Origin of the sequence: Halolamina sediminis (assembly GCF_001282785.1) — an archaeon.
GTDB classification, from domain to species: domain Archaea; phylum Halobacteriota; class Halobacteria; order Halobacteriales; family Haloferacaceae; genus Halolamina; species Halolamina sediminis.
This window is the reverse complement of record NZ_CVUA01000001.1, coordinates 166,856-181,137: the sequence shown is the minus strand read 5'-3', so window position 1 is coordinate 181,137 and position 14,282 is coordinate 166,856. Positions and strand designations below refer to the sequence as shown.

Annotated in this window: 17 protein-coding genes; 10 read left to right on the top strand and 7 right to left on the bottom strand. The window is 67.9% G+C overall.

What is annotated here, in order from left to right:
- Positions 1-25 precede the first annotated feature (25 nt).
- The 3 genes from BN1959_RS00905 to BN1959_RS14945 form a co-directional block, all read right to left on the bottom strand.
- The gene (locus tag BN1959_RS00905) at positions 26-637 is read right to left on the bottom strand and encodes a protein sorting system archaetidylserine decarboxylase (RefSeq protein ID WP_053949285.1); all 612 of its coding nucleotides are present in this window, start codon (positions 635-637) and stop codon (positions 26-28) included.
- The gene (locus BN1959_RS00900) at positions 637-1,659 is read right to left on the bottom strand and encodes an AAA family ATPase (RefSeq protein WP_053946854.1); all 1,023 of its coding nucleotides are present in this window, start codon (positions 1,657-1,659) and stop codon (positions 637-639) included. The genes BN1959_RS00905 and BN1959_RS00900 overlap by 1 nt, the downstream gene beginning before the upstream one ends.
- A gap of 113 nt (positions 1,660-1,772) precedes the next feature.
- Positions 1,773-3,311, bottom strand: a complete 1,539-nt coding sequence (locus tag BN1959_RS14945) for a DUF4382 domain-containing protein (RefSeq protein ID WP_053946853.1) — start codon at positions 3,309-3,311, stop codon at positions 1,773-1,775.
- Positions 3,312-3,471: 160 nt separating this feature from the next.
- Between BN1959_RS14945 and rnz the strand changes: the two genes are divergently transcribed.
- From rnz to BN1959_RS00875, 4 genes are all read left to right on the top strand, one after another.
- The gene (gene rnz, locus BN1959_RS00890) at positions 3,472-4,404 is read left to right on the top strand and encodes a ribonuclease Z (protein WP_053946852.1); all 933 of its coding nucleotides are present in this window, start codon (positions 3,472-3,474) and stop codon (positions 4,402-4,404) included.
- A gap of 43 nt (positions 4,405-4,447) precedes the next feature.
- Positions 4,448-4,681, top strand: coding sequence for an antitoxin VapB family protein (locus tag BN1959_RS00885; protein WP_053946851.1), 234 nt, complete (start codon positions 4,448-4,450; stop codon positions 4,679-4,681).
- A gap of 1 nt (position 4,682) precedes the next feature.
- Positions 4,683-5,072, top strand: a complete 390-nt coding sequence (locus BN1959_RS00880; protein ID WP_053946850.1) for a type II toxin-antitoxin system VapC family toxin — start codon at positions 4,683-4,685, stop codon at positions 5,070-5,072.
- A gap of 107 nt (positions 5,073-5,179) precedes the next feature.
- A complete protein-coding gene (locus BN1959_RS00875) occupies positions 5,180-7,183 on the top strand; it encodes a DUF460 domain-containing protein (RefSeq protein WP_053946849.1) in 2,004 nt (667 codons plus the stop codon).
- Positions 7,184-7,195: 12 nt separating this feature from the next.
- Here the strand turns inward: BN1959_RS00875 and BN1959_RS00870 are convergent, their stop codons facing one another.
- Positions 7,196-8,080: a mechanosensitive ion channel family protein gene (locus BN1959_RS00870; protein WP_053946848.1), complete on the bottom strand. Its 885-nt coding sequence runs from the start codon at positions 8,078-8,080 to the stop codon at positions 7,196-7,198.
- A gap of 117 nt (positions 8,081-8,197) precedes the next feature.
- On the opposite strand from BN1959_RS00870, the gene BN1959_RS00865 reads away from it, so the two are divergent.
- Positions 8,198-9,196: a tyrosine--tRNA ligase gene (locus BN1959_RS00865; RefSeq protein WP_053946847.1), complete on the top strand. Its 999-nt coding sequence runs from the start codon at positions 8,198-8,200 to the stop codon at positions 9,194-9,196.
- A gap of 26 nt (positions 9,197-9,222) precedes the next feature.
- Here BN1959_RS00865 and BN1959_RS00860 read toward each other — a convergent pair whose 3' ends face one another.
- Both BN1959_RS00860 and BN1959_RS00855 read right to left on the bottom strand, forming a co-directional pair.
- Positions 9,223-9,642, bottom strand: coding sequence for a hypothetical protein (locus BN1959_RS00860; RefSeq protein WP_053946846.1), 420 nt, complete (start codon positions 9,640-9,642; stop codon positions 9,223-9,225).
- Between the two features lie 61 nt (positions 9,643-9,703).
- Positions 9,704-9,883: a DUF7470 family protein gene (locus BN1959_RS00855; protein ID WP_053946845.1), complete on the bottom strand. Its 180-nt coding sequence runs from the start codon at positions 9,881-9,883 to the stop codon at positions 9,704-9,706.
- A gap of 143 nt (positions 9,884-10,026) precedes the next feature.
- On the opposite strand from BN1959_RS00855, the gene eif1A reads away from it, so the two are divergent.
- From eif1A to BN1959_RS00830, 5 genes are all read left to right on the top strand, one after another.
- On the top strand, positions 10,027-10,323 hold the full coding sequence (eif1A, locus tag BN1959_RS00850) for a translation initiation factor eIF-1A (protein ID WP_053946844.1): 297 nt from the start codon (positions 10,027-10,029) through the stop codon (positions 10,321-10,323).
- 283 nt (positions 10,324-10,606) lie between these two features.
- A complete protein-coding gene (gene rio1 / locus BN1959_RS00845; protein WP_053946843.1) occupies positions 10,607-11,485 on the top strand; it encodes a serine/threonine-protein kinase Rio1 in 879 nt (292 codons plus the stop codon).
- Positions 11,486-11,532: 47 nt separating this feature from the next.
- Complete coding sequence (locus tag BN1959_RS00840; RefSeq protein WP_053946842.1) at positions 11,533-12,075, top strand: KH domain-containing protein; 543 nt, start codon at positions 11,533-11,535, stop codon at positions 12,073-12,075.
- A gap of 107 nt (positions 12,076-12,182) precedes the next feature.
- Positions 12,183-12,878, top strand: coding sequence for a V-type ATP synthase subunit D (locus BN1959_RS00835; RefSeq protein ID WP_053946841.1), 696 nt, complete (start codon positions 12,183-12,185; stop codon positions 12,876-12,878).
- Positions 12,879-12,881: 3 nt separating this feature from the next.
- On the top strand, positions 12,882-13,283 hold the full coding sequence (locus tag BN1959_RS00830; protein WP_053946840.1) for a DUF6276 family protein: 402 nt from the start codon (positions 12,882-12,884) through the stop codon (positions 13,281-13,283).
- A 60-nt stretch (positions 13,284-13,343) separates the two neighbouring features.
- On the opposite strand, the gene BN1959_RS00825 is transcribed toward BN1959_RS00830, so the two are convergent.
- Positions 13,344-14,279, bottom strand: coding sequence for a branched-chain amino acid transaminase (locus BN1959_RS00825; protein WP_053946839.1), 936 nt, complete (start codon positions 14,277-14,279; stop codon positions 13,344-13,346).
- Positions 14,280-14,282: the final 3 nt, after the last annotated feature.

Genomic DNA, 14,282 nt, shown 5'->3' with positions numbered 1-14,282 from the left:
CGACCGAACAGAAACGCCGAACAGCCTACTCCCCGGGATCCACCGCAACCACGGTCTCCCCCGCAGTCACATCCTCCCCCTCCTTCACGCGCAGATCCGCGAACTCCACTCGTTCGGGCAGCAGCACGTCGACGCGACTGCCGAAGCTGATGTGGCCGACCTTCTCCCCGCGTTCGACCGAATCACCCTCCGCCACGTACGGATGAATTCGCCGGGCGAACCAGCCCGCGATCAGCGAGAGTTCGTACTCCCCGCAGTCGATCTCGACGCGCTCGTTCCGGTCGGACTCCTTCGAGAACGCCGGCTTGTTCGCGCCGGGACGGTGGGTCACCGACTCGACGGTGCCGTCGGCGGGCGCGCGGTTCACGTGCACGTCGGTGACGTTCATGAACACGCCGACGCGGATGCGGCCCTCCTCCTCGCGGATCACCGAGACGCTGCCGTCGGCGGGCGCGACGAACCCCGATTCGGGCGGCTCGCGCTCGGGGTCGCGGTGGAACAGGACCGCCGCCATCCCCAGCGCGACCAGCCCGAGACCGATCGGCCCCGAGACCGGCGTCAGCACGAAGCCGGCGAAAAGCGGCGGCAGCCCGTACCGGAGCGCGCCGGGGGCGAGCGACGGGCGGGGCAGCGCCATCAGGCCTCCCCCCGCAGCCGCTCGCGGCCCGCGGCCCACGAACTCAGCAGGTGGGTGAGGTGGATCGTGTCGTCGCTCCCCTCGATCAGGTCGGCGTCGGCCTCGCCGGCGAGCCGGTAGAGTCGGGCGAGCTTCTCCCCCGAGTACTCGCTGCGGGCGACCCGCAGCAGCTCCTGCAGCAGTTCCTCGCCGTCGTACCCCTCGTCGAGCAGGTCGTCGACGGTCGAACGCGCCGTCGAGAAGTCGCCCGTCGCGGCCGCCGAGAGCGCCGACGCGAGCTCGTCGTCGTGGCCCACGTCGTCGAGCACCTCGTAGGCCGCCTGCATCGTCACCTCGTCGTGCTGGGCGGCGGCCGTCTGAGCGCCCAGTACCGCCTTCCGCAGGTCGCCGTCGGCGTAGCCCGCGACGAACTCCAGCCCGTCGTCGTCGTACTCGACGGCCTCGGCGTCGAGGATCTCGGCGAGCACGGCCTCGATCTCGTCGTGACTGGGGGCCCGGACGGGCACCGGGAAACACCGCGACCGGATCGGCGCGATCAGCTTCGAGGGCTGGCGGGTCGCGATCACGAACTGCGTGGTACGGTGGTGTTGCTCCATCACCCGGCGCAGCGCCTGCTGGAAGTCCTCGCGGATCGCCTCGGCGTTGTCGAGCAGGATCGTCTTGAACTGCCCCGAGACCGGCGCGTAGCTCGCGGATTCTTTGAGCACGCGGTTGATCATGTCCCGCTTGGCCATCCGGCTCCGCCCCTCGAGGAACTGCGCGAAGCGGGGGTCCTCCCGGATCTCCTTCTTCGTGCGATCGAAGAAGTCCGCGACGTTGATCTCCACGAGATCGTTCTCGTAGTCCTCGTGCGCCTCGCGGGCCAGCGCCCGGACGGCGGCAGTCTTGCCCGCGCCCGGCGGCCCCTGGACGACGAGGTTCATCGGCTCGTCGACGGCCCGCCGGAGGCGTTCGCGGGTCTCGGCCTGTGGCAGGTCCGCGATCGCGGGCGCGTGGCGCTCGGTCCAGAGCGGCTTCTCCATCGGATCGGGATAGCCCGTCGGACGGTAAGAACTCCCCGGTCCGGGCGACGCTGGCGCCGTCGCTACCGACGTGAACGCTCGAAAGAAGGGGCAAAACCGCGCGGTCGCGGTGATTAGAAAACGGGAGCGGCGAGGTCGGACGACTCGGTGCCGTTCTCGGTCGGGGTCCCGTCGTCGCCGGACTGCTCGACGGCGACTTCGAGTTCACCCTCGGCCTCGTCGCGTTCGGCTTCGAGTTCGAGCTCCTCGGCGTCGGCGGGCACGGCCACGACGACCGTGCCGTTCTCGCCGGTTTCCCCGACTTCGTCGCCGTTTGCCGTCACGGCGGCGCCGGCGACGGCGCTGCCGTTCTGGGTGACCGTCACGGTCACGTTCTCGCCGGCGGTCGCGTTGCCGTCGAGGGAGAGTTCGAGGGGCTGCTCGGCCTCGTCGTCGTCAGCCTCGTTTGCCTCAGCCGCCTCGGAGCGATCGTCCCGCTCCTCGATCTCGACCTGATCGCCCGTACCGGACTCGCCCACGACGGGCTTGAGGATGTACTTCCCGGAGTTGCCCGCCTCGAACACGGTGATGTCGAACACGAAGTCGATCGCCTCACCGTCGCCGACGGTGAACTCCTTCTTGAGCTGGAGCTTTTCGCTGGGGAGCTTCACGTTCGTCGACTCGCCGTTCGTGAGCGTGCCGTTGATCTCGGCGACGTGGACGAACGTCTTGTCGTAGGTGCCGTTCTGGACCGCGAGCGTTCCGAGCTTGGAGGCGTTTGCACCTTGGAGTTCGGTTAGGTCGACGGTAACGTTGTTCACGTCCTTCTCGACCCACGCGCTCTCGTTCTCGCCGCCGTCGTCGGCGCGGTGGACGCCGACTTTCTCGATAGTGACGTTGAGGTGCTCGAAGTTCGAGATTGCGTTGCGCTCGTCGCTGACGTAGAAGTCGAGGCTCGCGCTCGTCTGGGCCGTCGCTGTCGGCGTCCCCGTCGCCGGCGTCTCCGTTTCGGCCTCCTCGTCCTCGTCCGACTCCTCACGCTCGCCCTGCTTCGCGGCGGGGCGCTCCTCGATCTCCTGATCGGGGCCGGACTCGCTCGCGACCGGCTGGATGTTGTAGCTGCCCGACTGGCCGCGCTTCACGACGGTGATGTCGAACACGAAGTCGATCGCCTCGCCGTCGCCGACGGTGAACTCCTCGTTGAGGTGGAGCTTGCTGCTCGGCAGCTTCACGTCGGTCGAGGAGCCGTCCGTCAGCGTACCGTTCACGTCGCTAACGTGGACGAACACCTTGTCGTACGTCCCGTTGGGCGCGTCGATCTGCCCGACCATCGTGGCGTTGTTGCCCTGGAGTTCGGTCAGGTCGACGGTGACGTTGTCGACGTCCCGCGTGACCCAGCCGTCGTCCTCGGCGTCGATCTCCTCTGTCTCGGAGACCGCGGTCTCTGACGCCTCGGTCTCGCTCTCGGAGTCGTCGACGCGGTGGGCCGCGATCTCCGTGATCGTGACGTTGAGGTGCTCGAAGTCGTCTATCGCGTTGTTCTGGTCGCTGATGTACATGTTGACCGTCCCCTCCCCACTACCGTCGCTCCCGCCCGGAGCGACGCCGGAGCCACACCCCGCGACGAGGAGCATGGCCGCAGCGAGAACCGTCGCCACAGTCTGGCGTTGCATTGTACTACGTCCACTCGCTCGAGCGGGATAACCCCCGGTAGCGTTTCAGTCGGATGGCGGCCGTTTCAGTGGGATAAAGCTCGCAAACCGGGCAGGAACCCCGGCGGAGGGCGTTCACCGAGTCGACAGCCGTAAACCGCCGCCCGAACCACCCACAGCCATGACTCTCCGGACGACGTTCCTCGGCACCAGCGGGGCCGTGCCGACGACGCGGCGGGCCCCGAGCGCGGTGATGGTGAACCGCGAGGGTGAGCGGTTCCTCTTCGACTGCGGCGAGGGCACCCAGCGCCAGATGATGCGGTTCAACACGGGGTTCGACGTGAAACACCTCTTTCTCACGCATCTCCACGGCGACCACATCCTCGGCATCCCGGGGCTGCTCCAGACCTGGGACTTCCAGGACCGCACGGACGCGCTGTCGATCCACGCGCCCCCCGGCTCCCGACGGAAGCTCCGGGAGTTGATCACCGCCGGCGGCCACGACACCGCGTTCCCGGTCCGCATCAACGAGGTCACGCCGGGGACGGTCGCCCTCGACGGCGAGGCGTTCGAGATCCGCGCGTTCGAGACCGAACACCGAACCACCTCACAGGGGTACGCGCTGCTCGAAGACGACCGCAAGGGGCGGTTCAAACGCGAGAAAGCCGAGACGGAACTCGACATCCCGCCCGGGCCGGCGTACGGCAAACTCCACGCCGGCGAGCCGGTCGAGCTCGACGACGGCCGCGTCATCGAGCCCGAGCAGGTCGTCGGTGAGCCGCGGCCCGGGCGCTCGCTCGTGTACACCGGCGACACCCGGCCCGTCGAGGCGACCGTCGAGATCGCCTGTGAGCCGGACCTGCTGATCCACGACGCGACGTTCGACGACGAGATGGCCGATCGCGCGCGCTCGACCGGCCACGCGACCGCCCGCGAGGCCGGCGAGATCGCGAGCCGGGCGGGCGCCAGACGGCTGGCGCTGACGCACATCTCCTCGCGCTACCCCGGCGACGCCCGCGAGCACGAACACGAGGCGGCTGGCGCGTTCGACGGCGACTGTTTCGTCGCCGAGGACGGGCAGACGGTGGAGATCCCGTTCCCCGACTCGGAGTAGGACAGGGAAAGAGGTTTGTGCTCCTGCATACAACTGTATGCATATGTCCAAGAGCATCCGTCTCTCCGACGAGGCCTACGAGCGCCTCGCTGCCCGAAAGGAGGACGACGAGACGTTCTCCGACGTCGTGCTCCGCCTCGCCGGCGAGCGGTCGCTGCTCGATATTGCGGGAATCCTCGACGACGAGGAGGCCGACGCCCTTCGTGACGCCGTCGAGGAACGTCGGGAGCGGCGCGAGCGTGAACTCGACGAGATCGCCGGGGAGATGGAGTCGTAGCGTGCTTCTCGATACGGCGTTCCTGATCGACCTGATGAACGGCGACGAGGCGGCCGTCGAGAAGGCCGAAGAACTGGAACGCAACCTCGTCCAGCAACGGCTGTCGGCGATGACCCTGTTCGAACTGTACTACGGGATCGGCCGTTCGGCGCAGTCCGAAGCGGAGCGGGAAGAGGTCGAAACGGTGCTCTCCTCCAAGCCGGTCCACCCTGCTGACACCGCCGTGATGCGGAAAGCCGGGCGAATGGCGGGCGAACTGGCGAGCGAGGGCGACGCTGTCGGTGACGGCGACGTGATCATCGCTGCGACTGCAGCAGTCGTCGACGAACCAGTCCTCACCCGGAACGTCTCCGACTTCGAACGCCTCGACGTCGAGATCGAAACGTACTGACGGCGACTGTTTCGTCCCCGAAGACGAGTAGACCGTGGAGCTTCCCTCCCCCGACACGGAGTAGCCCCGGCGCCGGATATTTACCCGAGAACCGCCTCCGTCGAGGTGTGAACGCCCCGAGCCCCACCGACGGGCCGGTGTTCGGCGTCGACATCCAGAGCGGCGACGTCCGCGGCGACGCGCCCACCTACGCGCTCGTGATTCTCCGCCCGGACGACGGCGACGAGGGCGAAGCCGCCGTCGAGCGTGACGCCGTCTCGCGCCGGAAGCTCCGCCGCCTGATCGAGAACGAGGAGCCCACCCGGCTGGCCGTCGACAACATGTACGAACTCGCGGCCGACAAGAACGCGCTCGTGGGGTTTCTCCGATCGCTTCCCGCCGGCACGGAACTCGTACAGGTCACCGGCGCGAACCGGCCCGAACCCCTCTCCCGGGTCGCCCAGCGCCACGGGGTGCCCTACGGGAAGAAACCGATGAAGGAGGCCGAGGCGGCGGCGCGGCTGGCGTACCACAACGTCGGCCAGCGCGTCTCCGCCTTCGGCGACACGACCACGGTGAAAGTCTCTCGGGGCCGCTCGACTGGCGGCGGCGGGGGGTGGAGCGAGGACCGCTTCACCCGCCGCATCCACGGCAACGTCCGGAAGGCCGCCCGCGAGGTGGAGTCGGACCTCGACGACGCGAACCTCGACTACGAGAAGGAGGTGACCGAGAAGTACGGCGGCCTCTCGAACGCCGTCTTCGCCGTCGAGGCCCGGCCGGAGGATATCCCCGTCTCGGCGACCCGCAACGGCGACGTGCGGATCGAGATCGAGCGCGAACGCCGCGATGGCATCGAGTTCGAGCCGCTCGTGAAGCGGCGGGACCACGTCGTCGTCGGCATCGACCCGGGGACGACCACCGCCGCGGCAGTGGTTGGGCTCGACGGCACCGTCCACGACCTGTTCTCCTCACGGACGAGCGACAGCGGGGAGCTAACCGAGTGGCTGATCGAACGCGGTCGGCCGATGCTCGTGGCCGCAGACGTGACGCCGATGCCCGAGACCGTCGAGAAGTTCCGGCGCTCGTTCGATGCCGCGGGCTGGGCACCGGAGTCGGACCTGCCGGTCGACGAGAAGCTCCACCGCACCCGCGACCACGAGTACGACAACGACCACGAGCGGGACGCGCTCGCGGCGGCGCTGTTCGCCGTCGACGACCACGCCGACCAGTTCGAGCGCATCGCCGCGAAGGTGCCCCCGAAGCTCGACCGCGAGGCGGTGATCGCGCGGGTCGTCTCCGGCGAGGAGTCCGTCGAGGCGGTGCTCCGGGAGCTGACCGACGACGACGGCGACAAGGAGGCGGAAGAGGAACACGAGGAGCGCGATCTCACCGAGGAGGAACGCCGCATCCGCGACCTCGAATCCCAGGTGGGCCGGCTCAAGGAGCACGCCGAGGAGCTCGAAGCCGAGTTGGAGGAGAAGGAAAACGAGATCCGCGAGTACGAGCGCGAACTCAGCGACGCCCGCAAGCAGGAGCGCCGCGAAGCCCGGGAGCGCCGCGAGGTGAACCGGCTGGAGCGTCGCGCCGAACGCCTCGAACGCGAGCGCGACGAAGCGATCGCCGAGAACGAGGAGCTCCACGAGAAACTCGCCCGGCTGAAGACGCTCTGGAAGCTCGATCACTCGGACTTCAGCGACGTGGCGGGCGACCGCGATCTCGTCGCGGTGAAAACCGTCCCGCAGTTCACCCGCGACGCGATCGAGCGCGCCGACGAGGAGTACGGCCTCGCCGCCGGCGACGTGGTCTACCTCCGGGACGCCAGCGGTGCCGGCACGTCGACCGCCGAGCGCCTCGCCGAGGCCGAACCCCGGCTGGTGCTCAAAAACGGGAACCTCTCGGAGGAGGCCGACGCGGTGCTGTTCGACCACGAAATCCCCGTCGCGCCGGCCGACCCCGTGACGATACAGGAGGTCGACGAGCTCGCAGTCGCCCGCGAGTCGGAGGTCGAGTCGGCGATCGACGACTGGGAGGACCGCGCCGAACAGCGTCGGCGCGAGCAGACCGAGAGCATGATGGACCGCGTGATCTCGGAGCACCGCGCCGACGAGCGGCTTGGGGGCGAGGGCGCGTAGGGGAGAGGCGTTTCAGTCCCCGCCGGAGGTCGACGGTTTTCTGCGGTTCTCCACCGCGATTTCGCCCGAGAGCGACTGCCCCGACGGCGGCGCGATCGTCAGCCCCTCCTCGTCGAAGCGGCGCTTCACCCGCCGACGGAAGTCCGAGCGGATCGTCACGATGCTGCGGTCCATCGGGTCGTCGATCCAGAACTCGGCCTGAAGCGTGATCGCGTTCGGCCCGAGTTCGAGCACCCGGGTGTTCGGCGACGGCTCCGCCATCACCGCCTCGTTTTCCTCGGCGGTCTGTCGGAGTTCGAGCAGGGCGTGTTCGGTGTCTTCGTCGTAGGCGACGAGCACCTGCTCGGTGACGCGGTAGCGATCGCGGCCGAACGGGCGGGTCAGCGAGGAGCCCGTGAGCTGGGTGTTCGGCACCGCGATGGTACCGTTGTCGGGTGTTCGGACACGGGTAACCCGGAAGTGGACCGCCTCGACGGTGCCCTGTCCGCCGTCCCACTCGATCCAGTCACCGACGTTGAAGTCTGGATCGGCGACGAGGAACATCCCGCTGATCAACGAGCCGAACACCTGCTGGCCGGCGATCCCGGTGACGAACGTGATGGCGGCGATGACTACCGCCGAGTTCGAGAGGAGGTTGCCGTAGCCGGCGGTGACGAGCCCCGTCAGCACCGCGAAGCCGACGAGAACGACCCGGAGGTAGGTGCTCGTCGCCGACGCGATGGTGGGGTTGTTCCGGTTCCGCGAACTGACGATCCGGGTGACGGCCGGCACGAACAGGAGCCGTCCGAGTACGTAGACGACGACGAGGCCGACCGTGAACCAGAACAGCTCCCGAACCACCGGACCGTACCCCGCGAGGAGGCCCCGGAGCCAGTCCGGCGAGAGTTGAGCGAGCATACTCGAACGTACACAGCCGCGGGCAAAAACCCGACCGCCGGCCACCGGAGTCGGCAGCCCCGCGGCGCGTTCACACGCATCCAGAAGGCCTAACCGCTCGCTCCGAAATTCGGACGTATGGACGCACACGACCTGATCACCCGCAACGCCGCGGAGGTCGTCACCGAGGCGGAGGTCGAGGAGCTGGCAGCCGACCCCGAAGGCAAGCGCGCGTACGTCGGCTACGAGCCCTCGGGCGTGCTCCACATCGGGCACATGCTCGGCGCGAACAAGCTGATCGACCTACAGGAGGCGGGGATGGAGGTCGTGATCCTGCTCGCGGACGTGCACGCCTACCTCAACGGAAAGGGGACGTTCGAAGAGATCCGAGACACCGCAGAGCGGATGCAGGAGCAGTTCGTCGCCTACGGGCTCGACGAGGAGCAGACGGAGTTCCGACTGGGCTCGGAGTTCCAGTTTGACGAGGAGTACGTGCTCGACCTCCACGCGATCGAACTGGAGACGACCCTCTCCCGGGCGGAGCGCGCGATGAGTGAGATCGGTTCGGGCGACTCGGTGACAGTCTCACAGGCGGTGTACCCGCTGATGCAGGCGCTGGACATCGAGTACCTCGACATCGACCTCGCGGTCGGCGGGATGGAGCAGCGCAAAGTGCACATGCTCGCTCGCGACACGCTGCCCAGCATCGACTACGAGGCGCCGACCTGCCTGCACACGCCGCTGATCTCCGAGCTCTCGACGGGGATCGGGAAGATGTCCAACAGCACCGGCGTCTCCATCTCGCTGGAGGACAGCCGCGAGGATATCGAGGAGAAGGTCAACGGCGCGTTCTGCCCGGCCGGCGAAGTCGATCCGGAACCGACCGACGAGGGCGAGGAGCGCAACAACCCAGTCCTCGAAATCTTCGAGTACCACGTGTTCCCGCGGTTCGACGAAGTCGTCGTCGAGCGCCCCGAGGAGTACGGCGGCGATCTGGAGTACGACAGCTACGAGGAACTGGAGGCCGACTTCGCGTCGGGCGAACTCCACCCCGCCGACGCCAAGCCGACGCTCGCGGAGTACCTCGACCGCCTGATCGAGCCCGGGCGGGCGAAGCTGCGGGAGCAGCGGTCCTGAACCGGAGCGCGAGACGAACGGCGACGCTACGGCGGGGTCGTCGTCACGTGCTGACAGCGGGTCTGTAGCTCCACCGACGGCTCCTCGTCCGGGCCGCCGCGGATGCGCAGCTCGATCCCGGCCCAGTTCTCGCCGTCGCAGTCCGTCGCCGGCCACTCACGTTCGAACTCGGCCCCGTTCACGGTCACGAACACCGTCTCGGGCGCGCTCGACTCGGGAAACGGGACGTTCTCGTCGGCCTCGTTCCCGGCGCCGAACGTCGCGGTGCGCTCGAACACCGTCTCGCCGGCGCCGTCCTCGATCCGGACGGTCACCTCGCGGGTGACCTCGGAGTCGACGTTGTAGACGGTGACCGTGTGGGCCGGTTCGGTGCTGTCGAGGGCGCTGCAGCCGGCGGTGCCGGCGAGGCCGGCACCGAGGATCGCGAGGAGGGCACGTCGCTCCATGACCAGCGTGGTCCGGGCGACGCAGTGTAAAACGCGCTAATAGCGCTATATAGACGGCGTCTCAGGCCATCCCGAACTGCCGCATCACGTTCCCGACGAGCGCCCGGACCACTAGCCCCAGCCCCGCGAGGACGAACGCGAGGCCGGCGGCGACGATCGGCGCCTGCCACGCGACGAGCGCGATCCCGGCGATGACGAGGACGACGCCGGCGATACCGCCGATACCGAGTCGGTCGTACATGGTCGGGAGTGTGCGGGGTGCGGTGAAAACGCCGGCGGTCCCACGTTTCGTGAGAAAGTGGGAGCACGAGCGATCGCCGTTCGATAGCTCGGCCGTCCGAAATCCCACAGCGCTTAACCACCCCACCGTCCAAGCCGGTGCTGATGAGCAACGACGACCTCCCCGAGGGGATCCGGGCCCCCGAGGACGACGAGCTGTTCGCCGAGGTAGTCGAGATGCTCGGCGCGAATCGGGTGACCGTCCGGTGTGCCGACGGGGAAGAACGCACCGCCCGCATCCCCGGCCGGATGCGCAAGCGCGACTGGATCCGTGAGGACGACCTCGTGCTCGTGAGCCCGTGGGACTGGCAGGACGAGAAAGCCGACATCGAGCACCGTTACGAGAACCGCGAGGCCGAACAGCTCCGCGAGGGCGGGTACGTCACGGAAACGGACGTCTGAATCGCCGAGAGCGGTGTGCACGATCACGGCATGGGCTCGTTGACCGCCGGACGGAGCCGGCGACAGGTCGCGCGCCGTCGTCGGACTACGTCCGACTGGCAGTCAGAAGCTCCGCTTCTGACAACGTCGCCAGAACGCGCCGCGTTCTGGCTGGCGGACGAGCGCCGCTCGTCCACGTCACCAGAAATCGGAGGTTTCTGGTTGGCAGACGAGAGCCTGCGGCTCTCGTCAACGCGATCGGCTCGGACCACCCTTTTACGCCGCGGCGCCCAACCTCGAGTGAATGAGCGAGGACTACGGCTTCGTCGACGAGGAGATGGCGGAGCCCGGCGACGAGTTCGAGGAGATCGAGCTCGCCGACACCGAAGCGGACAGCACCGCCCGACGCCAGGACCGGGAGTTCGACGAGTTCCGGAAGCGGCTGAAGAACGTCGAACGCCTCAAAGTCGAGCAGGGCGCCTTCGACGACGCCACGCTGGGCGCGCTGTACAAGCTAGTGCAGGACGGCCACGTCGGCGCCTTCGGCGGCCCGCTGTCGACGGGGAAGGAGGCCAACGTCTACGAGGCCCGGGGGGAGGCGGGCGACGTGGCGGTCAAGATCTACCGGATCAACGCCTCGGACTTCCGCCAGATGCGGGAGTACCTCGAGGGCGACCCGCGGTTCGAGGGGCTGGAGGACAACAAGAAGGCGACGGTGCTGGCGTGGACCCGCAAGGAGTTCGCGAACCTCAAGCGCGCCGAGAAGGCCGGCGTTCGCGTGCCCGAACCGATCGCCGTCCAGCGGAACGTGCTCGTGATGGAGCTGGTCGGGCAGGCCGACGAGCGCCGCGCCCCGCGGCTGGCAGAGGTCGACGTGGAGAACCCCCAGCAGGCCTACGAGGTGGTGCGGGAGTACATGCGCCGGCTCTACAGCGCCGGCCTCGTCCACGGCGACCTCTCGGAGTACAACATGATCGTCCACGAGGGCGAACTGGTGATCATCGACATGGGGCAGGCCGTCACCGTCCACCACCCGAACTCGGGGGAGTTCCTCGAACGCGACTGTGAGAACGTCGCCGCCTTCTTCTCGCGGCAGGGGCTCGAGGTGACGGGCGACGAGCTGGAGGCGTACGTCACCGAGGCCGACGCGGACCCGGCGGGCGAGCCCGACGGAGCCGCGTGAACGACCGACGAGGAACGCTTACAACCCTCCAGCGGCTAAGCCGCCTCATGCAACACGTAACGGTCCCACAGGACCGCATCGGCGTCCTCATCGGCTCTGGGGGTGAGACGATGCGGGAGATCGAGGAGCGCGCCGGCGTTCGCCTCGACATCGACTCCGAGGACGGGTCGGTGGGCATCGAGACGGTCGGCGATCCCATCGACGCGATGGCCGCGCCCGACATCGTGAAGGCGATCGGCCGCGGGTTCAAGCCCGAGACGGCGCTGGGACTGCTGGAGAGCGATCTGCGACGGCTCGACCTGATCGATCTCACCGAACAGACCCGAAACGACAACGACCTGCAGCGACAGAAAGGTCGACTCATCGGCGAGGACGGCCGGACCCGGGAGCTGATGGAACAGCTCACCGGCGCGAACGTGGTGATCTACGGCTCGACGCTGGGAATCATCGGCGAGCCCGAGGAGATCGACGCCGTCCGGCGCGCGGCCGGGATGATCCTCGACGGCGCGCCCCACGGTGCCGTCTACTCGTTCCTCGAACGCAAGCACAACGAGATGCAGCAGGGCTGGAACGTCCGCGAAGGGACCTGAGGCGTCGGTTTCTCTTCGGGTCAGTTGGCCGTCGCGATCAGCCGTCGGTCGCCCGCGATCGGGACTAACAACTATTAACCACCTTCGGCCGGAAGAGACCCCTAAGAATGGCCGAGGACGTCAAACCGACCCGGAAGAACCTCATGGCGATCGAGGATCGCATCGAACTCTCCGAGCGGGGTCACGATACGCTGGAGCAGAAGCGTGACGGCCTCATCATGGAGTTCATGGACATCCTGGATCAGGCCCAGGACATCCGGAGCGACCTCGAGGCCGACTACCAAGACGCCCAGGCGACGCTCGACATGACGCGGGCGATGGAGGGCGACGTGGCGGTCCGCGGCGCCGCCGCCGCGCTGAAGGAGCACCCCGAGATCACGACCCAGTCGAAGAACATCATGGGCGTCGTGGTGCCCCAGATCGAGGCCTCGAAAGTTCGGAAGCCGATCGACGAGCGCGGCTACGGGCTGATCGGCTCCTCGGCGCGCATCGACGAGACCGCCGAGGCGTACGAGGAGCTCATCGACTCGATCATCCTCGCGGCCGAGGTCGAGACGGCGATGAAGAAGATGCTCGAAGAGATCGAGACTACCAAGCGCCGCGTGAACGCCCTAGAGTTCAAGCTCCTGCCCGAGCTGTACGAGAACCAAGAGTACATCGAGCAGAAGCTCGAGGAGCAGGAGCGCGAGGAGATCTTCCGACTCAAGAAGATCAAGGCCAAGAAGGAAGAGGAGGAGGACGAGGCCGAAATCGAGGCCGACGAGCGCGAGGGCGCGACGACCGCGTCCCCGAAAGCCGACTGAGCCGTGTCCTGTCCGGCGTGTGACGCTCCCGTCGTCGCTTTCGCCACCCCGGCGGCGCTCCGGGAGCACGCACCGGCGGCCGAGAGCGCGATCTGTTCTGTCTGTCTGCGGACCGTCGCCGCCAGCGAGGCCGGCATGGCCGACGCCCCCGCCCCGGAGAACGCCGACTTCTCGGCGATCCACGAGTCGTTCCCGACCGGAGAGGGCGGCGTCGCGTTCGCGCTCGCGCTGGGGAAGCTCGACTCGCTGGCGCTGGAGCGCGCGGCGATCGAAGAGCTGTGTGAGGCGGCCGAGCGGGCCGGCGTCGACGTTCGGCTGGCGCTGGAACGGCTGGCGGAGGTCGACGAGCTCGATCCGCCGTTCGATATCGGCCGGCGGAGCCAGCAGTTGGCGTCGTTCCGGTAGGTCGCGGTGTGGTTCTTTCGGAAAATCAGACTGCCCCGCAGATCGCTGTCGGAAGCCGATCTAGACGTACGTGAACCACTCCTCGTGGTCGTCGGTGCGGCGCTCGACCAGATCGAAAAAGGCGCTCTGGAGCTCCTCGGTCACCGGGCCGCGGCCGCCCTCACCGATCTCGATGTTGTCGACCTGCCGGATCGGCGTCACCTCGGCAGCCGAGCCGCTGAAGAACAGCTCGTCGGCCGTGTGCAGCTCGCCGCGGGAGATGCTCACGTTGTCGTGGACCTCGTAGCCGCGCTCCTCGGCCAGCGTAATCACCGTATCCCGGGTGATGCCGTCGAGGATCGACTCGCTCAGGCCGGGCGTGTACAGCTCGTCGTCGCGTACGAGGAAGATGTTCTCCCCCGGCCCCTCGGCGACGTTGCCCTCCTTGTTCAGGACGATCGCCTCTTCGGCGCCGTGGCGACGGGCCTCCTCGCCGGCCAGCATGCTGTTGACGTACAGCCCGGTCGTCTTCGCGTTGGTCGGGACCTGGCTGGAGGCGTGCTTGCGCCAGGAAGAGACCTCCACCTTGATGCCGTTCTCGAGCGCCTCCTGGCCGAGGTAGGCGCCCCACGGCCATGCGGCGACGCTCACGTCGGTCGGGCAGTCGCCGGGCGAGACGCCCAGCGAATCGTAGCCGTAGTACGCGAGCGGCCGGACGTACGCGGAGTCGAGGTCGTTGCGCCGGATGACTTCGAGCGTCGCCTCGGTGAGCTCCTCCCGGGAGAAATCGATCTCCATGTCGTAGGGCTTCGCGGAGTTGTAGAACCGGTCGAGGTGTTCCTCCCAGCGGAAGATAGCGGTCCCCTCCTCGGTGTCGTACGCGCGGACGCCCTCGAAGATCCCCGTGCCGTAGTGCATCGCGTGGCTCAGCACGTGAACCGTGGCGTCCTCCCAATCGACGTACTCACCGTTCATCCAGATCGTTCCGTCCTCCTCCATCTCCTCGAAGGCACTCATACC